General features: G+C 52.4%; 20 protein-coding genes. 7 read left to right on the plus strand and 13 right to left on the minus strand.

The window, feature by feature from the left end; genetic code table 11:
• Positions 1-142 precede the first annotated feature (142 nt).
• Positions 143-430 (plus strand): BrnT family toxin, encoded by a 288-nt coding sequence (locus tag ACU8YC_RS13655; RefSeq protein ID WP_003019170.1) that lies wholly within the window; start codon positions 143-145, stop codon positions 428-430.
• The gene (locus ACU8YC_RS13660; protein WP_446895453.1) at positions 417-719 is read left to right on the plus strand and encodes a BrnA antitoxin family protein; all 303 of its coding nucleotides are present in this window, start codon (positions 417-419) and stop codon (positions 717-719) included. Before ACU8YC_RS13655 ends, ACU8YC_RS13660 begins: the two co-directional genes overlap by 14 nt.
• 63 nt (positions 720-782) lie before the next feature.
• On the opposite strand, the gene yjiA is transcribed toward ACU8YC_RS13660, so the two are convergent.
• From yjiA to ACU8YC_RS13680, 4 genes are all read right to left on the minus strand, one after another.
• Entirely contained in the window at positions 783-1739 is a 957-nt protein-coding gene (gene yjiA / locus ACU8YC_RS13665; protein WP_057067037.1) for a GTPase, read from the minus strand.
• A gap of 12 nt (positions 1740-1751) precedes the next feature.
• Positions 1752-1946, minus strand: coding sequence for a YbdD/YjiX family protein (locus ACU8YC_RS13670; RefSeq protein WP_003830038.1), 195 nt, complete (start codon positions 1944-1946; stop codon positions 1752-1754).
• 50 nt (positions 1947-1996) lie between these two features.
• Positions 1997-4147: a pyruvate/proton symporter BtsT gene (gene btsT / locus ACU8YC_RS13675; RefSeq protein ID WP_151216653.1), complete on the minus strand. Its 2151-nt coding sequence runs from the start codon at positions 4145-4147 to the stop codon at positions 1997-1999.
• A 289-nt stretch (positions 4148-4436) separates the two neighbouring features.
• Complete coding sequence (locus tag ACU8YC_RS13680) at positions 4437-4979, minus strand: hypothetical protein (RefSeq protein ID WP_187253680.1); 543 nt, start codon at positions 4977-4979, stop codon at positions 4437-4439.
• Positions 4980-5170: 191 nt separating this feature from the next.
• On the opposite strand from ACU8YC_RS13680, the gene tsr reads away from it, so the two are divergent.
• Positions 5171-6832, plus strand: coding sequence for a methyl-accepting chemotaxis protein (tsr, locus tag ACU8YC_RS13685; protein WP_187253681.1), 1662 nt, complete (start codon positions 5171-5173; stop codon positions 6830-6832).
• Here the strand turns inward: tsr and ACU8YC_RS13690 are convergent.
• The 3 genes from ACU8YC_RS13690 to ACU8YC_RS13700 form a co-directional block, all read right to left on the minus strand.
• Positions 6829-7344, minus strand: coding sequence for a GNAT family N-acetyltransferase (locus ACU8YC_RS13690; RefSeq protein ID WP_286542615.1), 516 nt, complete (start codon positions 7342-7344; stop codon positions 6829-6831). The two genes, tsr and ACU8YC_RS13690, sit on opposite strands and share 4 nt — an antisense overlap.
• Positions 7345-7396: 52 nt before the next feature.
• The gene (locus ACU8YC_RS13695) at positions 7397-8758 is read right to left on the minus strand and encodes an MFS transporter (protein WP_151216654.1); all 1362 of its coding nucleotides are present in this window, start codon (positions 8756-8758) and stop codon (positions 7397-7399) included.
• 213 nt (positions 8759-8971) lie between these two features.
• Positions 8972-9886 (minus strand): GntR family transcriptional regulator, encoded by a 915-nt coding sequence (locus ACU8YC_RS13700; protein WP_086550806.1) that lies wholly within the window; start codon positions 9884-9886, stop codon positions 8972-8974.
• Between the two features lie 137 nt (positions 9887-10023).
• Between ACU8YC_RS13700 and ACU8YC_RS13705 the strand changes: the two genes are divergently transcribed.
• Both ACU8YC_RS13705 and ACU8YC_RS13710 read left to right on the plus strand, forming a co-directional pair.
• Positions 10024-11046: a zinc-binding alcohol dehydrogenase family protein gene (locus ACU8YC_RS13705; protein ID WP_446895454.1), complete on the plus strand. Its 1023-nt coding sequence runs from the start codon at positions 10024-10026 to the stop codon at positions 11044-11046.
• A 13-nt stretch (positions 11047-11059) separates the two neighbouring features.
• Positions 11060-12505, plus strand: coding sequence for a tagaturonate reductase (locus ACU8YC_RS13710; protein ID WP_151224519.1), 1446 nt, complete (start codon positions 11060-11062; stop codon positions 12503-12505).
• 43 nt (positions 12506-12548) lie between these two features.
• Here ACU8YC_RS13710 and opgB read toward each other — a convergent pair whose 3' ends face one another.
• The 6 genes from opgB to ACU8YC_RS13740 all read right to left on the minus strand — a co-directional run bounded on the left by opgB (position 12549) and on the right by ACU8YC_RS13740 (position 18258).
• Positions 12549-14840, minus strand: a complete 2292-nt coding sequence (opgB, locus tag ACU8YC_RS13715; protein ID WP_187253685.1) for a phosphatidylglycerol--membrane-oligosaccharide glycerophosphotransferase — start codon at positions 14838-14840, stop codon at positions 12549-12551.
• A 229-nt stretch (positions 14841-15069) separates the two neighbouring features.
• Positions 15070-15561: a DUF2501 domain-containing protein gene (locus ACU8YC_RS13720; protein ID WP_210904406.1), complete on the minus strand. Its 492-nt coding sequence runs from the start codon at positions 15559-15561 to the stop codon at positions 15070-15072.
• Positions 15562-15630: 69 nt separating this feature from the next.
• The gene (dnaC, locus tag ACU8YC_RS13725) at positions 15631-16368 is read right to left on the minus strand and encodes a DNA replication protein DnaC (RefSeq protein WP_446895455.1); all 738 of its coding nucleotides are present in this window, start codon (positions 16366-16368) and stop codon (positions 15631-15633) included.
• Between the two features lie 2 nt (positions 16369-16370).
• Positions 16371-16910: a primosomal protein DnaT gene (dnaT, locus tag ACU8YC_RS13730; RefSeq protein WP_151216660.1), complete on the minus strand. Its 540-nt coding sequence runs from the start codon at positions 16908-16910 to the stop codon at positions 16371-16373.
• A 107-nt stretch (positions 16911-17017) separates the two neighbouring features.
• On the minus strand, positions 17018-17491 hold the full coding sequence (locus ACU8YC_RS13735) for a threonine/serine exporter (RefSeq protein WP_151216661.1): 474 nt from the start codon (positions 17489-17491) through the stop codon (positions 17018-17020).
• Positions 17482-18258, minus strand: a complete 777-nt coding sequence (locus ACU8YC_RS13740; RefSeq protein ID WP_446895456.1) for a threonine/serine ThrE exporter family protein — start codon at positions 18256-18258, stop codon at positions 17482-17484. The genes ACU8YC_RS13735 and ACU8YC_RS13740 overlap by 10 nt, the downstream gene beginning before the upstream one ends.
• A 464-nt stretch (positions 18259-18722) precedes the next feature.
• On the opposite strand from ACU8YC_RS13740, the gene ACU8YC_RS13745 reads away from it, so the two are divergent.
• Complete coding sequence (locus ACU8YC_RS13745) at positions 18723-19448, plus strand: response regulator transcription factor (RefSeq protein ID WP_151216662.1); 726 nt, start codon at positions 18723-18725, stop codon at positions 19446-19448.
• Positions 19409-20086 carry a DNA-binding transcriptional activator BglJ gene (gene bglJ / locus ACU8YC_RS13750; RefSeq protein ID WP_151216663.1) on the plus strand — a complete coding sequence of 226 codons (678 nt, stop codon included), beginning with the start codon at positions 19409-19411 and terminating at the stop codon, positions 20084-20086. The genes ACU8YC_RS13745 and bglJ overlap by 40 nt, the downstream gene beginning before the upstream one ends.
• Positions 20087-20108: the final 22 nt, after the last annotated feature.

Consider the following 20108-nt stretch of genomic DNA (forward strand, 5'->3'; position numbering starts at 1 on the left):
TGCCGGATGGCGGCTGAGCCTTATCCGGCCTACTAAAGTTCGTCCTATCAACAGCAAAATGTGATGTTATTTCCAACAATTTCGCTATAATCATAAGATAATTGTAGATACATTTTTGTATATACAATTAGGGGTGAAATACATGCCAATGGAGTTTGAATGGGATGCAAACAAGGCACAAAGTAACCTGAGAAAACACGGTGTCCGGTTTGAGGATGCGGTGCTGGTGTTTGACGATCCCCAACATCTTTCGCGGCAGGATCGGCATGAGAACGGTGAGTATCGCTGGCAGACCATCGGCCTCGTTCATGGCATTGTGGTTATTCTGGTTGCCCATAGCGTTAGGTTTGAAAGTGGCTTTGAAGTCATTCGTATCATCAGTGCCAGAAAGGCAGACAGTAAGGAGAGGAATCGTTATGAGCATGGTTAAGCATAAACGCGGCAGCGTATCCGCTCTGAGTGCTCAGCATGAGGCTGAACTGAAGGCGCTGGCGAATAAACCGGACGATGATATCGATTACAGCGACATTCCCGTGACCGAAGATAAGCAGTGGTCAGAGGCCACTCGCGGTCAGTTTTTCCGTCCGTTAAAAACGCAGGCCTCGGTGCGTATTGATGCCGATGTGATGGAGTGGCTGAAGCGCCCAGGAAAGGGGTATCAGACGCGTCTCAATGCCATTTTGCGCGAAGCGATGCTGCGCGAGCAAAATAAGAAATAGTCAGAATATACTGGGGCAGTGAGTGCCGGATGGCGGCTGCGCCTTATCCGGCCTACAAAAAATCTACTTCTTCAATCCCGCAAACGCGGCTCTGATCTCGTCTTCCGGCAGGTTAATGCCGATAAACACCAGCAGGCTGTGTGGTTGTTCGTCGCCCCATGGCCGGTCCCAGTCGGCGCTGTACAGGCGCTGGACGCCCTGGAACAGCAGGCGGTTTGGCTCGCCTTCAATCCACAGCATGCCTTTGTAGCGCAGCAGCTTCTCGGCGGATTCCAGCAGCAGGTTTTCCATCACTCGGGACACGTCGCTGATGTTTACCGGGTAATCCAGCTCGACGACGATCGAGGAGATATCGTTTTGTTTGTCGGCAATAAAGTGGAAGCGCGGTTTGGCGCTGACCACGTTCTCTTCCAGCATGAAACCGTTGGTGTCGAACAGCAGAGAGAGGTCGATATCGCCATGCGTGACGGTATACACCGGGGCGCGGGCGTTGATGCGCGCCAGGCGTTCACGCAGCTTTTCGCTTTCACCGGCTACGTCGGTTTTGGTCAGCAGGATGCGGTCGGCGTAGCCGACCTGCGACTGGGCGATGGTGAACTGGTTCATCTGCTCGTCGGCATGCACCGCGTCAACCAGCGCAATCACGCCGTCCAGCAGGTAGCGTTCGCAAATTACTTCATGGGAGAAAAAGGTCTGAATAATCGGGCCGGGATCGGCCATGCCGGTGCATTCGATCACCAGACGGTCAAAATTGATGGCGCCTTTGTCGAGGTTGTCGAGCAGATCGAGCAACGCGTCTTCCAGTTCGCTGGAACGGGTGCAACAGATACAGCCGTTGGTCAGGGTTTTGATCTGCGTAGCGCGATCGCCAATCAGCTGATCGTCCACCGAGACTTCACCGAATTCGTTTTCGATAACGGCAATCTTGTAACCGTGCTGCTCGTTGAGAATATGGCGTAGCAGGGTGGTTTTACCCGCGCCAAGAAAACCGGTGAGTAGGGTAACTGCAATCGGGGTCATTCACTTCTCCTTCTAACAGCAACTGCTTCCGCCGCTACCGTAGCGGGCTTCCTGGCGCTCGCGGAAGAATTCTTCGTAGGTCATGTACGGCTTATCGGGATGGTTGGTCTTCATGTGCTCGACGTAGTTGTCGTAGTCCGGGATACCAATCAGCATCTTCGCCGCCTGACCGAGATATTTTTTAGCTTGCCCTAAAGTACCAAACATAAACAATCCTGATAAGCGAAAAGCCCCGCCGGAGCGGGGCTGATTACATCTTAGTGGTGTGAAGAGGTCTTCACGCCGCCTTCCGGCACCGGTACATACGGTGTCTCTTTATCAGAGCGACCGTTGATGGTGCGGGCTTTCTGCCAGGTACGGAACCCGTAGAAAATGATGCTGTACACCACCACCAGGAACAGAATACTTAAGCCCGCGTTGGTGTAGTTGTTGATGACGATATGGTTCATGTTGGCAATCTGCTGAGCGGTCAGTTCGCCGCCGTTAGCAATCTTCTCTTTGTACTGATTCGCCATGAAGAAGAAGCCTTCCATCTGCGGGTTGGTGCTGAACAGTTTCAGACCCAGCGCCCAGGTGGTGCAGATCAGCAGCCATACTGCCGGAACCACGGTAACCCAGATATATTTGGTACGCTGCATTTTAACCAGCACCACGGTGCCCAGAACCAGGGCCACGGCAGCCAGCATCTGGTTAGAGATACCGAACAGCGGCCACAGGCTCTTCACGCCGCCCAGCGGGTCAACCACGCCTTGATACAGCAGGTAACCCCACAGGCCTACGCAGCCCGCAGTACCAATGATACCCGCAACCAGAGAGTCGGTTTTCTTCAGGAACGGAACGAAGTTACCCAGTAAATCCTGCAGCATAAAGCGGCCAGAACGGGTACCCGCATCCAGTGCAGTCAGGATGAACAGCGCTTCGAACAGAATACCGAAGTGGTACCAGAAGCCCATGTCAGCCATCGGCAGCACTTTGTGGAACACGTGAGCGATACCCACAGCCAGCGTCGGTGCGCCACCTGCGCGGTTCAGAACGGACGGTTCACCGATGTCTTTCGCGGTTTGCAGGATCTGCTCAGGCGAAATCACGAAGCCCCAGGAGCTGACGGTTGCCGCCGCGTGTGCGGTGACGTCTTTCAACTGCGCCATAATCAGCGGCGCGTTCTCGCCACCCATTTCATGCAGGTTCGGCATGGTGATGCCAAGACCCGCAGGCGGGGTGTTCATTGCGAAGTACAGACCCGGTTCGATAATGGACGCAGCAACCAGCGCCATAATCGCCACGAAGGATTCCATCAGCATCGCGCCGTAACCAATGAAACGCGCGTCGGTTTCACAAGCCAGCAGCTTCGGTGTAGTACCGGAGGCGATCAGCGCATGGAAGCCAGATACCGCACCACACGCGATGGTGATGAACAGGAACGGGAACAGAGCGCCTTTCCACAGCGGGCCAGTACCATCAACGTACTGGGTCATTGCCGGCATTTTCAGTTCCGGGTTGAGGATAACAATCCCCACCGCCAGACCAACGATAACGCCGATTTTCAGGAAGGTAGCCAGATAGTCGCGCGGAGCGAGGATCAGCCATACCGGCAGCAGCGCAGAGATAAACGCGTAGCCGATCAGGGTAAAGGTAATAGTGGTGTCTTTAAAGGTCAGGGCCGGGCCCCAGAATGGGTCGTGCGCAATCACGCCGCCGAAGTAGATGGAGGCAACCAGCAGCACAATACCAATCACCGACACTTCACCCACACGTCCTGGTCGCAGGAATCGCATGTAGATACCCATGAACAGTGCGATAGGTACGGTTGAGCAGACGGTGAACACACCCCACGGGCTTTCCGCCAGCGCTTTTACCACGATCAGCGCCAGTACTGCGAGGATGATGATCATGATTAAGAAGCAACCGAACAGCGCAATGGTTCCCGGCACCGGGCCCATCTCTTCTTTGATCATCTCACCCAGAGATGCGCCGTTACGGCGAGAAGAGATAAACAGCACCATGAAGTCTTGCACCGCACCGGCCAGCACGACGCCCGCCAGCAGCCACAGCGTACCAGGCAGGTAGCCCATCTGCGCAGCCAGTACCGGTCCAACCAGCGGACCGGCACCTGCGATAGCGGCAAAGTGGTGACCAAACAATACGTTACGGTTGGTTGGAACGTAGTTCAGACCATCATTATTGATGACCGCCGGCGTGGCGCGCGTCGGGTCAAGTTTCATCACCTTTTGGGCGATGTACAAACTGTAGTAACGATAAGCCACCAGATAAACAGAAACTGAGGCGACCACGATCCACAGGGCACTGATGTGCTCACCCCGACGTAATGCCACTACCGAGAGGCAGAATGCACCGATGATTCCGAGAATCACCCAGGGTATGTGCTTGAATATCTTTTTCGTATCCATAGTAAAACCTGGTATCTAATTAATAATTGGCCGAAGCCGCGTGGGTTTGATCTTGTGTTTGAGGAGGTAAATTGACTGCTATGTTGGGTGGATCTTGCCAGATAATTACGCGCGTAAAGTAAGGTAAATAAGTGAGCGGTTATATGTCAGCTTAAGCGGTCCCAAGTGTCAGCGAGCGGTAAGCTGTTGGGATTAATGGAGGGTTTTTTGTGATTGAGATCACGGCATTATAGTGTCCGCTTGCTGATATGCCATGTTTTTCCACTGACAGAGCATTTCATTGAGAGACTCAGATTACGATATAACAATAAGGCGTTTGTTCGATGTCTCTGAGCAACACATGTTTCTTACGTGATTTAGTCAGGTAATATTTTTCATCCAAATAGTAGTCAATAAGCTCATTGAGGCGCTCTTTATCTATCCGGGGCGTTACTCCCAGCGTCCAGAAGCTACGCAGCGCTAATTCCGAACGTTTGATTTTGGCGCTTTTAACCAAATCAGCAATCATATTTCTGACGCAGCTTGTCGGATCCTGGTTCTGCTTGAGTTCAAGTGCAATGTAGCTGTCCAGCGTCCAGCCTTTTTTCCGCAACAAAAAATCTGCACGTACAGACAATCGCTGTGGATTTTTTCGCAGATCGCAAGCGAGGGTTTGTTCACGCCACCATTCATGACCCGTCGAAGCCAACAGATTAGCGAATTCTATCTGCATCCAGACTTCCCAACCGGAGATGTTGTACTGATCAATGATATTGAGCTTTTGGCGAATATCTTCGCGTTCAAAAAAGTGGTGCGCGAGGGTGGATAGGTGATCAAAATCGCGATTTAACATAGAGGCATCCTTTCCTTAAAAAACGGGAATCCTACACCTAAGGCGCAACGGAACGACTAATTTTTTACGTAATTTGTCATAGGGAACGGTATTTAATGCGAAAACGATAATTCTGTGGCAATTGCTGACACCATAAAGTTTTCTCTTTCCAGGCCGAAAACCAGAGTATCTGTCTAGCGGAAAGAGAAAACATGTTAAAACGAATGAAGATTGTTACCAGCTTACTGCTGGTATTGGCGCTGTTTGGCCTTTTACAGCTCGCCTCGGGCGGCCTGTTCTTTAACTCACTTAAGAATGACAAAGAGAACTTTACCGTTCTGCAAACCATTCGCCAGCAACAGTCTGCGCTGAACGCCACCTGGGTTGAGCTGCTGCAAACGCGTAATACTTTGAACCGGGCGGGTATTCGCTACATGATGGATCAGAGCAATATTGGCAGCGGTGCGACCGTTGCTGAGCTGATGCAAGTAGCCAGCACCGCGCTGAAACTGACGGAAAAAAACTGGGCGCTTTACGAGTCGCTGCCACGCGATCCGCGCCAAAGCGAAGCTGCATTCCAGGAAATCAACCGCACTTACGACATCTATCATGGTGCGTTGGCGGAACTGATCCAGTTACTGGGTGACGGGAAGATCAACGCGTTCTTCGATCAACCGACTCAGAGCTATCAGGATGGTTTTGAGAAAGCCTATATCAACTATATGCAGCAGAACGATCGTCTGTATGACATCGCAGTGGCTGATAACAACAGTTCTTACAGCCAGGCGATGTGGGTGCTGGTCTGCGTGCTGATTACTGTACTGGCGGCAATCATTGCGGTCTGGTTTGGTATCAAACTGACCCTTATCTCCCCAATGAACCGTCTGATCGACAGCATTCGCCATATCGCCAGCGGCGACCTGGTGAAGCGCATTGACGTGGAAGGTTCCAACGAGATTGGACAGTTGGCGGAAAGCCTGCGCCATATGCAGGGTGAGCTGATGAACACCGTGGGGGATGTGCGTAATGGTGCCAACGCGATTTACAGCGGTGCCAGCGAGATTGCCATGGGCAATAATGATCTCTCCTCGCGTACCGAACAGCAGGCGGCTTCTCTTGAGGAAACCGCAGCCAGCATGGAACAGCTGACGGCAACCGTGAAGCAGAACGCCGAAAACGCGCGCCAGGCCAGCCATCTGGCGCTGAGTGCTTCGGAAACCGCGCAGAAAGGCGGCAAAGTGGTGGATAACGTCGTGCAAACTATGCGTGACATCGCTTCCAGTTCGCAGAAAATCGCCGACATTATTAGCGTCATCGACGGCATTGCTTTCCAAACTAACATTCTGGCGCTCAACGCCGCGGTAGAAGCCGCGCGTGCGGGTGAACAGGGGCGTGGTTTTGCGGTGGTTGCGGGTGAAGTTCGTAATCTGGCCCAGCGTAGTGCGCAGGCCGCGCGCGAGATCAAGAGCCTGATTGAAGACTCGGTCAGCCGCGTAGATGTCGGTTCAACGCTGGTTGAAAGCGCCGGTGAAACCATGGATGAGATTGTCAATGCAGTGACCCGCGTGACCGATATTATGGGTGAAATCGCCTCCGCTTCTGACGAGCAGAGCCGCGGGATCGACCAGGTCGGTCTGGCTGTTGCCGAGATGGATCGTGTCACGCAGCAGAACGCCTCGTTGGTGGAAGAATCCGCCGCCGCCGCCGCCGCGCTGGAAGAACAGGCCAGCCGTCTGACTCAGGCCGTTGCCGTGTTCCGTATTCAGCATGACCAGCAACGCGCACGTGACGTTGCCGCGGCTAAGCCGGTGTCAACGGTCCAGCCGCGTAAAGCTGCGGTAACGGATGCCGGGGATAACTGGGAAACGTTCTAAGTAAGCATCAGGCGCATGGCGCAGCGTGATTCATACGCCAGGCCATGCGCCGCTTCCTCTTCTCTTTTCTGGCGCAGTAATACAGGAAGCGTCTCATCAGCCAGTAGCTCAAAACCCAGTCGCGCGTACAATGGCGCATTCCACGGCACATCGCGGAAGGTGGTCAGCGTGAGCGACGTATAACCTTTCGCACACGCCTGCCCGGCAACATAGCTAAGCAATCTGCGGCCAATGCCTTTTCCCTGCCACGCCTGATGCAGCGACAGTTCCGCAATAAACAGCGATGAATCCAGTGCTTCGGCGACTAAAAAACCGACCGGATGCTCATCGGCCTGCGCCAGCCAGCTCAAGCCAGCGGCAGCAAATGCGCGATGCCGGGCAGCCGGCATAATCTGGTCGTCAGCAATCCATGCCAGTTCCGGGATGTGTAAAAAACGTTGCCCCGCCGATCGTTCGATCGCGGGAAGCGCAGCGGTGTCTGCCAGCGTGGTGGAACGTAAGATGATGTTCATTTGTCGAGCATAACATGCCCGATAAGCGCGGTGTTATCGGGCATCGTGAGGATTAATCTTTACGCGGATCGCTGATGGGCTGGCGCACCAGGAAGATGTAGGCGAGAGCGCCCACCATGGTGACGCAGCCGCAGATGATCAGCGCCAGACGGAAAGAGTTGGTGGTATCAACAATAAATCCGGTGACGATCGGTGCGAATGACGCGCAGATGAAGCTGGCGAAGTTCTGGATACTGCCCACGGAGGCGGTCATGCGTGAAGCCACCGCCACGTGGATCAGACCCCAGCAGGATGTTCCGGCGAAGTGGATACAGAACAGCGCCATGCCGATCAGTAACACCGCAGCCATTGACGTTGTGGCCTGTGGTACGACGAAGGTGAAGGCCGCAGAACAGAACATCCCGGCGATAATACAAATCTTACGGCTCTTAATCGGCGCCATACCGCCTTTCACCAGCCAGTCGGTGACAAAACCATTAATCAGCATGCCGGCTGCACCAAACAGGAACGGGATCGCCGCCATTAATCCGGTGCTTTTTAAATCCAGATTGTAGGAGGTTTGCAGGTAGCCCGGCAGCCAGGCCAGATATAACCATGCGGTGTAGTTGATGCCGCTAAAGCCCAGCATCATGCCCCACATCGTGCGATTGCGAAACAGGCTGCGCCATTCGGCAAAGCTCAGGGGATCGCGGCGGGCATTGACGCTACCGGCGTTCAGGTACGCCTGTTCGGTGGCGCTCAGTGCAATCTGCTCGCGGTTGCGATACAGCATGTACCAGCCGATGGCGAGGAAAATGCCCAGCACGCCGATGGTAATAAACATCCAGCGCCAGCCCATCACCAGCATCATGGCAGCCAGAATCGGCGGGCTAATGGCTACACCGATGGTGGAAGCGGCGTTGAATAATCCCATCGGGCGGCCGCGCTCTTTGATGTTAAACCAGTCGTTGATGACCTTTACGCCGCACGGGTTCATTGGCGCTTCGCCGATCCCCATCCCGATACGCACCAGCACAAACTGAGTGAAGCTGTGTACCATGCCGGACATCGCCTGAAACAGCGACCAGAAGAACATCCCCAGTCCGAGCATAATGCGCGGACCTTTGCGATCCAGAAGTGGGCCGCAGGGGAGCTGGGCAATACCGTAAGCGAGCGAAAATACCGACAGCAGCACGCCGATTTGCGTGGCGCTCAACCCCAGCTCTTCACGAATCGTTAAGTTAGCAACCGACAGAGAACTGCGGTCGAGATAATTAATTACCGCAGCAAAAAATAATAAAATCATTGCCGTGGTCTGAATGCGTTTTATTCGGCTACTGCGTTGCACCATGCCTTCAGACGGAACATTTATATCCGCAGATGACGACGTGCCAAACGAAGAACTCGGGTCGAGGGTAATATTATTTTTTTCCACGCCGGACTCCTGAACCTCAATAATTTATTATTCACACAGCCGGGCTGTGCAGTATTGAAAAAATACCAGTGATGAAAAAATTTACTCATCACTGCTCACAAAAGTTTTTAATGCAGTCGACTTAGCGTGAGCATAGGCAAGAGGTATTTTTCCGGCGTTTTTATTTTTATAAAATCGTGCTCCCGGTAATAGTTTGCTGTTTTTTATCGGTACTTAATGTGCGGCGCGATGACTTTGGTTGATGGAACGAATCATCGATTGTTTAGCTGAATTCAAATGGTTACATAGCGCCAGCGTGGCATCCAGGTCGCTGCGGCAAATCAGCGCGCTGAGGATGGTCATATGCTCATCGATGGCAATGATGTTGCGTTGTTTGAGGTCGCTCTCATCCCACTGATAGTGGAAGTGGAAAATCACGGAGATGATTTCAAGTGATTGATTAAAAAATATATTGTCGGCAGCGGAGAGCAGTAAAGCATGAAACTCACGGTCTAACTGCGAGAACATACGAAAGCTGCTGCCGATGCTGTCGCGCAGGATCCGGTGGCGCTCAAGCAGCGTTTTCGCCTGCAGCCAGCGTGGGTCATCGTCGGGCAGATTGAGAAAATGCTGCAGGGAATGGGTTTCCAGCATTTCTCTGAGTTCAAACAGTTGTTCCGCATAGGCCTGATCGAACTGCTTCATGCTCCACTGACCGCGTTTTTCGTTTTTAATCAGGTTGTAACGTTCGAATTTTAAAAGATATTCCCGTACCACTACCGGGCTTACCCCCGCGGCTCTGGCAAGCTGCAGTTCGGAAAAACTCTCGCCCGCGCGCAGCTGGCGCTGGTTGATCATAGTGAAAAAAGCCTGCTCAAAAATCCGGTTTTGCTCGGTCATGGAGGCGGTGGTGCAGGCAAAACCGTCATCATGGTCAGGTTTACGCACGATGACATAGTGGCTACCGACCTGGGTTAGCACCCCGCACTCGCCTAGGTGGCTCAGCATATGGCGCACGGTAGTGCGGCTGATGTTGTACATCTCCGCCAGCGCACTTTGCGAAGGAAGTGGGGAAGGGATATGACCCCGCGCCATATCATCGATTATCTGGTTAATCACATTGTGGCGTAAGTTTTGTGAACGGCTCATGGCTTCTCCTTTTTGCTTATTAAAACCCGATTTAAAACATTTTTATGCGCTGGAATTCACAGATTGTGTTTCTGTTTTCTCCGGTTTTTTTATTTTCGTTGATATCTGAGGCAACAGAAAAACAGGAGAGCAGAATCATGTCTACGATGAATACGTTGATTTGCCAGGAACCTAAAAAATTAGTCTGGAAAGAGCGCGAAATACCTATTCAGGGTGAGGGCGAAGCATTAATAAAAATTAAATCGGTAGGGATTTGTGGTACCGATATTCATGCCTGGGGCGGCAACCAACCTTTTTTCAGTTACCCACGAGTGTTAGGTCATGAAATATGTGGGGAAATTGTTGGGCTGGGAAAAAATATAAAGAATCTGAAAAATGGTCAGCAGGTGGCGGTTATTCCTTACGTGGCCTGCCAGCAGTGTCCGGCATGCCTGAGCGGGCGTACCAACTGCTGCGAGAAGATTTCAGTGATCGGCGTACATCAGGATGGTGGTTTCAGTGAATATCTGTCCGTTCCGGTGACCAACTTACTGGACGCGCAGGGGATTGACCCGCAGGCGGCGGCGCTGATTGAGCCTTACGCCATCAGCGCGCATGCGGTACGTCGGGCGGCGGTGGCGCCAGGTGAGCAGGTGCTGGTGGTTGGCGCCGGTCCGATTGGTCTGGGCGCTGCGGCGATTGCCAAAGCAGATGGCGCACAGGTGGTGGTCGCCGATACCAGTCCGGCACGCAGAGAGCATGTGGTTTCCCGCCTGGGGCTCCCGGTTATCGATCCGTCCGCTGACGATTTTGATGTGCAGCTGCGTGATCAGTTTGGCGGTTCGCTGGCGCAAAAGGTGATTGATGCCACGGGGAATCAGCATGCGATGAACAATACGGTGAATTTGATTCGCCATGGCGGCAGCATCGTTTTTGTTGGGTTGTTCAAAGGTGATTTGCAGTTCTCTGACCCTGAATTCCACAAGAAAGAAACCACCATGATGGGCAGTCGCAACGCCACACCGGAAGATTTCGCCAAAGTCGGCCGCCTGATGTCGGAAGGCAAATTGACCGCCGACATGATGCTCACGCACCGTTACGCCTTTGCCACACTGGCAGAAATCTACGAGCGGGATGTGATCAACAACCGTGAACTGATTAAAGGCGTGATTACGTTCTGAGAGGGAAAACAGGATGAATACATTGAATCGACGTGATTTTGCGGGGGCCAGCTACCCAACGCGCGTGATCCAGTTTGGAGAAGGTAACTTTCTGCGGGCGTTTGTCGACTGGCAACTGGATATTCTCAACGAATACACCGATTTGAACGCGGGCGTGACCATTGTTAGGCCAATTAATACCAATTTCCCGCCGTCGCTGAATACCCAGGACGGGCTGTATACCACGCTTATTCGCGGGCTAAACGAGCAGGGTGAGACGGTGAGCGAGGCGCGGCTTATCCGGTCGGTGAATAACGAAATCAATCCGTATGAGGACTTCGCGGCGTATCTGGCGCTGGCGCACAATGCGGATATCCGCTTTGTGTTTTCGAATACCACCGAAGCCGGAATAAGCTATCACCCGGCAGACCGCGTGGATGATGCGCCGCCGGTGAGCTTTCCGGCCAAACTGACGCGCCTGCTGCTCGAGCGCTTTAATCAGTTTGCCGGGGCGGCGGATAAGGGCTGGGTAATTATCCCGTGCGAGCTTATCGACTATAACGGTGAGGCGCTCAAATCCCTGGTGCTGCGGTATGCGCAGGAGTGGCATCTTCCTCCGGCGTTTGCCGACTGGGTGGAGACGGCAAACACGTTCTGTTCCACGCTGGTCGACCGCATTGTCACCGGCTACCCGCGAGAAGAAGCCGCCGCGCTGGAAGCTGCGCTTGGCTATCACGATGCGTTTCTCGATACCGCGGAGCATTTTTACCTGTTTGTGATCCAGGGGCCGCAGTGGCTGGCAGAGGAGCTGAAGCTGGCTCAGTGTCCGCTGAATATCCGTGTAGTGAGCGATATCAAACCGTACAAAGAGCGCAAGGTCGCCATTCTCAATGGCGCGCATACAGCGCTGGTACCTGTAGCATGGCTGTGCGGGCTGGAGACCGTTGGCGAGGCGATGCAGGATGCCGATGTCCGCCGTTTTGTTGAACAGGCGATTAGCGAGGAAATTATACCGGTATTGGATCTTCCGGCGGATGAACTGCGTGAGTTTGCCAGCGCGGTGAACGGGCGTTTTCGAAACCCCTACATTCGTCACCAGTTGCTTTCCATTGCGCTTAATGGGATGACCAAATTCCGCACCCGAATTTTGCCGCAACTGCTGGCGGGTGAGAAAAATGGGCGTTGGCCCGTGCGGTTAACGTTTGCCCTTGCTGCGCTGCTGGCGTTTTATCGCGCAGAGCGTAACGGGGAACGCTATCCGATCCAGGATGACGAGCAGTGGGTCAGTCTGTATGCCAGCCTGTGGCCGCGAGTTGGCAGTGATTTAACGCTGCGTGAGCTGGTCGATGCCGTGCTCGGAGATGCGGCGCACTGGGGAGATGATTTGACGTTGTTGCCTGGGCTTGCCGGGCAGGTAACGGCCAACCTGGAGATGATTCTGGCGCAGGGGATGCGCCAGGCAGTGAAAAGTCTGGAATAAGGTTGCCATGCAGCGCCCGGTGTAGTGTTGGGCGCTGTTTTTTTTACCCCTGAGCAGCCACTACTTTGATTTCAACCATCCCGATCCCCAGCTTTCGCGGCGAGTGGCCGAGAATATTGCCCTCGTTGGTGGCAACCGGATCGGGCGGGACAATCACCAGCGTATCGGCATCCGCCGGGTTTTCAAAATGTAAGGTGGTGGTGGTGACATCGTGGCCTAACACCAGCGTCTGTTCCTCGTTGCCAACACGCACGGGAATAGGGCGATTAGCGTTGTCGCCGAAAGCTTTCGCGGTGATGACCAGATCGAATTTCTTCGGCAGCGGGGCCTTGTATTCGATGGTTACCTCTTTGCTGAGCTGCGCATTGGACCAGCGCCCCCAGGATTCGGGTCGTGATATACCGCTAAACTGTTTCACCTCTTCCGGTGCGCCCGCCACGTTGAAGACGAAACTATCGGCTTTGTAACGGATGTCGTTATCGACAATTTTCAGCGTATCGACGTTACCTTTGTAGCGCTCTATGTCGATCACCGTGTCTTTAAATACGGTTTTACTTTTCCATTTGGCTTTGTCGACGTGCTGCACAATTTGCTGCCCACCTAACTGACCCTGTGAAACGCACCAGTCGGTAGAGAGCGCCAGCTCCGGCGCCCACAGCTGCGCCATTTTGTAGCAGCGATCGACCCAGACAAAGTTATCGCGCGGGGCAAAATCAGCCAGTTGGAAGCGCAGCGGGGCAGAGTATTCGCTTTCCGGTAGCGGCTCGACGCGTTTGTCCGATACCCGCAAAAGCAGCGGCAGGCGGAAATGGCTGCCGGAGAAAGAGATCATGTTTTTGTCCTGGTCGACGGTGAACTCTTTCATCTCTTTCGGGAAATTCCACAGGCGAATGATATCGGGTTTCCACGCCAGCATTTTTTCTTTGATGTTCATGAACACTTCCGATACGGATTCGCTCGACAGGCTGCTGCGGCCAAGGCCGATAAAGTTATCGCCGCCGAGAATATCCAGTACCGTTGCCCCGTTATCCATGGTGTTACGCTTTACCGCCAGCGTATCCTGCTGCGGCTGGTCGCCGCGCAGCACGAAGAACAGGTTGTTGCGATCCTGCTTGTTCAGGTACTTCCATGCAGTGTTGTTCATCGCCAGATGATCAGAAGACACTACGATCACGGTGTCTTTAAACCACGGAGAGGCTTTAATTTTATTGATAAATTCAGCGATATTTTCCTGACTGCAGCTGACCGCGCTGAACGACTGGTTGGCCTTCCCGTCGATGTCATAACGTTTACGGTTACAGCTACGTGAGATAAATCCATCCGGATGATGGGTATCCACAGTCAGGGTAAACAGTGAAAAGCGCTGGCCCGAGCGCGAAAGTTCTTCGAATTTTTTCCACGCTTCGCCCAACACGGTGTCGTCGTAGAAACCCCAGTCGTTACGATAGGCCGGATCCGCCACCACGCTTTTTAACTCTTCCGCGCCGTACAGATGGTCAAAGCCGTGAGATTTCAGGAACACGTCTTTGCCGGCAAAACGCAGGTTGGCACCCTGCACGAAGTAATTCTGATAGCCGGAGTTTTTCAGGATATCGCCCAGACAGATATTGTTGGGGAAGAAGCTGGAGACCGACGCCGAGGCGTTGCCTTCAAACGGCGCAAACAGCGGAATACCGCACTGGGAGGCGACCATCCCGGCGATAGTGTAATCAGTACCCGGCAGCTGCATGGTATTGCTGAAATCCAGACCTTCGTTTTGCAACGCGCCGAGTTCCGGGGTCAGATCCGGGAAGGCATCGTTGTTAAAATAGGTGCGCTCAAGACTTTCGCCGTAGATATAAACCAGGTTCAGCTTCGGATTGGGAATGGTTTTCGACGGCTCTTTATAATACGTCGCGAAATCCGGATCGCCATCGCGCGATTGCGACTTAACCAGCTCGGTTATCTGGTGAAACGCCGGGCTGGCGTCGACGGAAGCCAGTGCCAGCAGCAGGGCCAGCAGACTGTAACCCACATGATGCGGGTGATGGCGACGGCGGCGCAGGATCCAGCCGAGCGCGACAAAAACGGTCGTCAGCACCAGCGCGATGCCGACGCCCGGCAAAATATATTTTCCAATCCCCGCGCCGGTCAGGCTGTTGGTCAACGTGTACAGAACCGCGTCATTGATCCCGTCACCGGTGAAATAGTCACTGGCGTACAGCGTGATATTCAGGACAATAAAAATCCCCAGCACCGTTAACGTGGCAGCAAACCACCAGGTGTTGCGACCCGCTTTCCAGGCGTAAATCAGCACTGAAGCGAGAAACAGAGTAATGGAGATTAATTCTGACAACGGTCGATCCTCAGTAAACCAGGCACATGCCTTGCAGGCTAATCATTTGGGGAAAGCACAATGTAATAGCGATGTAACATTGCTGCAATTGTAGTGACATTAAATTACGTTGTTATTCAGAATTGGTTTAGATATGCGTATTTTTTGCGGGGAAAAACTAGTTATTTGATACGTGAATGTTTTGGCGTAAGGAATGATGCCGCGCAGGCTGTACGCGGCAATTCAGGCATCAGGAAATGAAGTTCATCCCCTGTTTTAACACCAGATCGCAGGCTTTGGTTTTTACCTGCTTCGCCAGCGAGCTGTTACCGATGGTATTCAGGTCCAACTGTTGACCATCTTTGGCGTTGAGCAGACCCTGAATACCGTCCATATAGTTGGTGTCTTGTTTTTGCTCAGGCGCGCTGAGGCCCAGTTTATCCAGCACCTGGTTTTTGACGTTTTGCGTGTCGGTGACCGAGGCCAGTTTCTGTTTTGCGCAATATTCCAGGATCCCGGCGGCATTATTCATGCTGCTGGAGGTCAGCGACTGATTGCTGCCATTCAGCAGGCTGGTCAGGGAAGAGAGCGACGAGCTGCTCCGCGAGCCTGAACTTTGTTTGCTCAGTTCGCTGGCCGCGCTGGAGAGCGAATCCTGCCAGGAGGCGGCAAAAACGCTGGTGGAGATAAGCGTGCTGGCGGCAAGCGCACAGCACAGCAGACGTTGGTGTGTTTTCATCATGATAAGCAACTCGTGTTATGCCTTTCAGCGCAGTATAGCGCTGGCTGTCTTAAGAGTGGTCCTAATACGTTAATACTCTTTACCGGTTACGCGACTACGGTAGCTTTCCCAGTTAAAGATAACCCACAGGCTGTTGCCAAGGCGCATACGGTCCATTACGCGCTCACCCAGCAGTTTGTTCATTTCATCCATATTACTGTTAGTCAACATACCGGTCGGGCGTTTTGAAGACGAGCGGCGATCGACGATCTGGTTGATGATCACTTTTTCGTAGCGGGATTCAGTTTGCATGCCGATCTCATCGATCACCAACAGATCCACGTTGCTCAGATCGTTAAGCAACTGTTCTTCGCTGGTTTCACGATTACTGAAGGTTTCTTTCATCGCCGACATAATATCGGCGACGGTAATGATCAGTACCGACTTGCCGCGCAGCAGCAGTTCGTTGCAGATGGCAGCGGCCAGATGGTTTTTGCCCGTGCCGGGCTTGCCGGAGAAAATAAAGCTGGCGATGTTGCCGTCAAACTCTTCAACGTACTGGCGGGCTTTGCTCAACGCATTCATCTGACCTTCGCACTCCACCCGATAGTTATCGAACGAACAGTTCTGATGCAACGGACGGATACCGGAACGGTTGAAAGTGCGCTGCATTTTCATGGCCCGGTTTTCACGGGCCAGCGCGGCGGCGCGAATTTCACCTTGCTCTTTTTGCCATGCCAGCAGTTCTTCGCCCGTTTTAAATGCGGGCTCGACATTAGGCGGCATCATTTTTTGCAGACGTTTCATCAGGTCGCTAACGTTTTTCATCGTTATCCTCTAAAACCCGGTGGAATATGGCTGTCAGGCTCGCTGACATTGTTCACATCGCGCTTCGGCATTCCGCCATTACTGGCCCGGCCAATCTGGATGCTGCGCGCCAGTTTTTGCTGCCACTGAATATGGTGAAAGACTTTGCCTTCGGCCTGCCAGTACGCGACGAATGAGGCCAGTTCCTCGGCGGTGACGGGTTCTCTTAGCGCCACGCCCCACAGGGCAGCCTGGCGCTGAAAGTCGGCATCGGGCTGCCAGTCAGCGTACATCGCAAATTTCCCCATTGGCACCGCAACGGGGACGGCCTGCGGCTCTTCATAAAATTGTGCATCCAGCGTCACATCGCTTCCCGGGCGTGACAGCCTCTCTTCAAGCGCCAACAACTCAGCCAGTCGTGCAGGCGTCACCGCGTAAAACGCTGGCGCGTTATTGGCAAATACGGCTACGGCGCCGCCCGTTGATTTGGCCAGCACTGCGTGGTGATCGTGTAGTAAGGCGTCAATGCTAGTGACGTCCGGCGTCAAAATTTTGCAGGGCATAATGTTTCTCAATACTGAACAACAACCGAGAAGGGAACTGCTTTTATAGTAACACAGAGAAGAGAGAGAGCAGCAGATGAGGGGGAGATTCCCCCTCTGTGGCGTGCTTAAACGCGCGGGCGTTTGCGATACAGCCATAATCCCGGTACGGACAGGCCGATGGAGAGCGCGCCGACAATCGATGAGGCTTTCAGGAAATTGGTTAACAAGGTGATCATCAACGCTTCGCTGTAGCCAAAATGGCCGATTTTTACCGCCGAGATCATCGCGGTGTAGGCGGAGATCCCTGGAAACATGGGGATCACCGCCGCGACGGTGAAGACTTTTGGATGCGCCAGATACCAACGTGACCACTGGATCCCAATGCAGCCGACCAGTAGCGAGGCCATAAAGGTCGACCATTCAATATTAAGTCCTGCGCTCATCATCACCATGCGTGAACCATGTCCGAGTGCGCCGAGTAACGCGCACCAGGGTAGCGCCCGATGCGGTACGTTAAAGACCATAGCAAAGCCAAGCGCCGGGATCGCCGCCAGGATCATGTCTTGCATTAGCGCCAAAATGAAATCGATCACGCCCATCCGCGTAGCCCCCATAAGGTCATCGACATGACCACGCCAATGCAGGTTGCCAGTGTCAGTAGGCTGGCAATAGCCCAGCGGGCGAGTCCAGTATTAATGTGTCCTTTAAACATATCCGCGACGGAGTTGATCAACGGAAACCCCGGAACCAGCAGCAGCACGCTGGCGGCCATGGCGATGTTTGGGGTGTGGTTAAACGTCGGCAACGTCAGCAGCAGACCTGAAATCGTTGTCGCCACAAAAGCCGTGATGCAGAAGTTAATTTGTGGGTGTAAATGCCGGGACGCCAGAATCTGGCGGATATACATAGCCACCATACTGGCGAAAAAGGTGATCACCGCGCCATCCCATCCGCCGTTATTGAGTTTACAAAAGCAGGCGCAGGATAAACCGACCATCAAGGCGACCAACCATCTTGGATAGCGCAGCGGCTTAATTTGGCTAAAGCGCTTCTCTACGCCTTTAACATCCAGCAGTTTGTGTTCCGCCAAAATTACGATGTGCTGCACTTCCGTGACGACGTGCATGTTAATCCCGCGATCATGATTTTTTCGCGTTGATGTCAGACACTGCCCGTCTTGAATGGTAGTCAGGACGATAGCGTTAGAAGAGATGGCGCTTTCTACACTGTCCATGCCAAGTGCCAGTCCAAGCCGGGTGGATAGCTCGTCAACCAGCGCGCTTTCTGCCCCATGCTGAAGTAAAAAAAGACCGCATTGAATACACAACCGTGTAACTGTTCGCTGTGACGACTGCTCTGTTTGCATGGCTCGCTCTGGCTGAAAAGGATCTCATGGAGTGATGAATGTTTACTTTTATCATGAAGCATGAGCTTGTTGGCTCTGCTAAGATCAATTTTTGTGTTGAAAAAAGACGCAGGCCGCGTGCCTGAGCCATTTGAACATCTCATCAGCTTATCAATAAAGAAGTCTCTCACCGAAATGTAACGTTATTCATCCAGATAGCAAATACATAAGCCAAGCTAACGATCTATTGTAGTACTTTTAATTGTACAGATAATATTTTTATAGGTAATTGTGTAATAATGGTTCGATAGATTGACGCTATTTGGATTATAGCGCCAAAGTGTCTGTTTAATTAAATCATAAAGCCAAGGATAAACAATTCACCCCGTTTATTGTTCGGAGTATTTTCCTGTGGATTAATTTTATTAATTCATCAAGGAATTTTGAATAAGTGCGATTACGGACTGGTGAGTGGTGGAGGGGATATGTTGCCAGGACGCTGCAAAAACGCAATTATTATTAGTAAATTACCTATTATACAAACTGGGTTAAAAGGTGTAATGCAGGCACAGTTTGCCGATTACGAGCTGACCTACTGCCGTTCCGTCGAAGAACTGACTTTGCTGCAGCTGCGTTGTGCCAATCTGGTTATTGCTGATTTAACCGGAGACTGTAATCATCCTCGTTCAGTCTGCGAACAATATTATTCTTTATTATCCCAATACCGTGATATCCACTGGGTATTTCTTGTATCTCGTCATTTTTATCCTCTGGCCATTGAACTGCTAATGTGCCCTGTTAGTTCGCTGTTATCTGACGCCGAACCGATTGAAAGTTTAGTAAATGTCATCCACGCGGGGAATACCCGTGCGGAGAGAATCAGCAAGGCGTTGCTCTCTCCGCCAGCTATACCACAATTAATGGATAACAACGTGCGGTCAATTGTTCTCACCCTTTCTGAAAGGAAAGTGTTGCGGCTCTTAGGGAAAGGATGGGGAATTAACCAGATTGCGACGTTGCTAAAGAAAAGCAATAAAACAATCAGCGCTCAAAAGAACAGTGCTATGCGTCGTTTGTCGATTCATAGTAATGCAGAAATGTACGCCTGGATAAACAGTTCTCAAGGATCGCGAGAACTGAATTTACCTTCAGTCTATGGAGAAACCACGGAATGGAAAGCAGAAACATCAAAAGAAACGTCGCGCTGGTAGAGAAGTGCGCAATGAGTAGTGTCGGTATTAAGAGTTTGTTTAATACCATGTCGGATGACCAATACAAACTTCATATCTTTTCGAGCCAACCTGCATTTAGTCAGGCAATGTTAAAAACGTCGTTTTCGGCGGTTATTTTTTCCCTCTCTGCAATCAGAACTGACCGCAGGGCCGGTTTAGCTTATATGATGGAACTGGCGGAAAAATTTCCGCGTATTCGCCGGGTGGTAATTGTTGATGATGACGTAGAGGCGCGATTAATCGGCTCTTTGTCGCCCTTGCCGTTAGATGGGGTAGTGAGCAAATCGTCTTCGTTAACGGTGCTGCAGGATGCGCTATTCACGGCATTGAATGCTCCCTGTCGGGGATCCGAAGGTGCAAAAAACCATTGGTATATCAATCAAAGCCGTATGCTCAGTCCAACAGAACGAGAAATACTGCGCTTTATGTCGAATGGTTATTCAATGCCGCAGATTGCCGTTCAGTTGGAACGAAATATTAAAACCATCCGGGCACATAAATTTAATGTGATGTCCAAACTGGGTGTGAGCTCAGATGCCGGACTGCTCGATGCTGCAGATATTCTGTTGTATCTGCGCGCAGGTGAGTCTGCACCATTTCTACAGACGGCTTCTTAACTCGTTACGTGCTGGGGTGAAC

Source organism: Citrobacter sp. VF227 (genome assembly GCF_052950715.1).

Coding starts and splice junctions, on each gene's coding strand:
- yjiA (WP_057067037.1), bottom strand. CDS start 1,739: ATGACCCCGATTGCAGTTACCCTACTCACCGGTTTTCTTGGCGCGGGT.
- ACU8YC_RS13745 (WP_151216662.1), top strand. CDS start 18,723: ATGTTGCCAGGACGCTGCAAAAACGCAATTATTATTAGTAAATTACCT.
- ACU8YC_RS13735 (WP_151216661.1), bottom strand. CDS start 17,491: ATGGGCGTGATCGATTTCATTTTGGCGCTAATGCAAGACATGATCCTG.
- ACU8YC_RS13720 (WP_210904406.1), bottom strand. CDS start 15,561: ATGATGAAAACACACCAACGTCTGCTGTGCTGTGCGCTTGCCGCCAGC.
- tsr (WP_187253681.1), top strand. CDS start 5,171: ATGTTAAAACGAATGAAGATTGTTACCAGCTTACTGCTGGTATTGGCG.
- dnaT (WP_151216660.1), bottom strand. CDS start 16,910: ATGCCCTGCAAAATTTTGACGCCGGACGTCACTAGCATTGACGCCTTA.
- ACU8YC_RS13660 (WP_446895453.1), top strand. CDS start 417: ATGAGCATGGTTAAGCATAAACGCGGCAGCGTATCCGCTCTGAGTGCT.
- ACU8YC_RS13710 (WP_151224519.1), top strand. CDS start 11,060: ATGAATACATTGAATCGACGTGATTTTGCGGGGGCCAGCTACCCAACG.
- ACU8YC_RS13680 (WP_187253680.1), bottom strand. CDS start 4,979: ATGTTAAATCGCGATTTTGATCACCTATCCACCCTCGCGCACCACTTT.
- btsT (WP_151216653.1), bottom strand. CDS start 4,147: ATGGATACGAAAAAGATATTCAAGCACATACCCTGGGTGATTCTCGGA.
- ACU8YC_RS13655 (WP_003019170.1), top strand. CDS start 143: ATGCCAATGGAGTTTGAATGGGATGCAAACAAGGCACAAAGTAACCTG.
- ACU8YC_RS13740 (WP_446895456.1), bottom strand. CDS start 18,258: ATGCAAACAGAGCAGTCGTCACAGCGAACAGTTACACGGTTGTGTATT.
- dnaC (WP_446895455.1), bottom strand. CDS start 16,368: ATGAAAAACGTTAGCGACCTGATGAAACGTCTGCAAAAAATGATGCCG.
- ACU8YC_RS13700 (WP_086550806.1), bottom strand. CDS start 9,886: ATGAGCCGTTCACAAAACTTACGCCACAATGTGATTAACCAGATAATC.
- bglJ (WP_151216663.1), top strand. CDS start 19,409: ATGGAAAGCAGAAACATCAAAAGAAACGTCGCGCTGGTAGAGAAGTGC.
- ACU8YC_RS13705 (WP_446895454.1), top strand. CDS start 10,024: ATGTCTACGATGAATACGTTGATTTGCCAGGAACCTAAAAAATTAGTC.
- ACU8YC_RS13670 (WP_003830038.1), bottom strand. CDS start 1,946: ATGTTTGGTACTTTAGGGCAAGCTAAAAAATATCTCGGTCAGGCGGCG.
- ACU8YC_RS13690 (WP_286542615.1), bottom strand. CDS start 7,344: ATGAACATCATCTTACGTTCCACCACGCTGGCAGACACCGCTGCGCTT.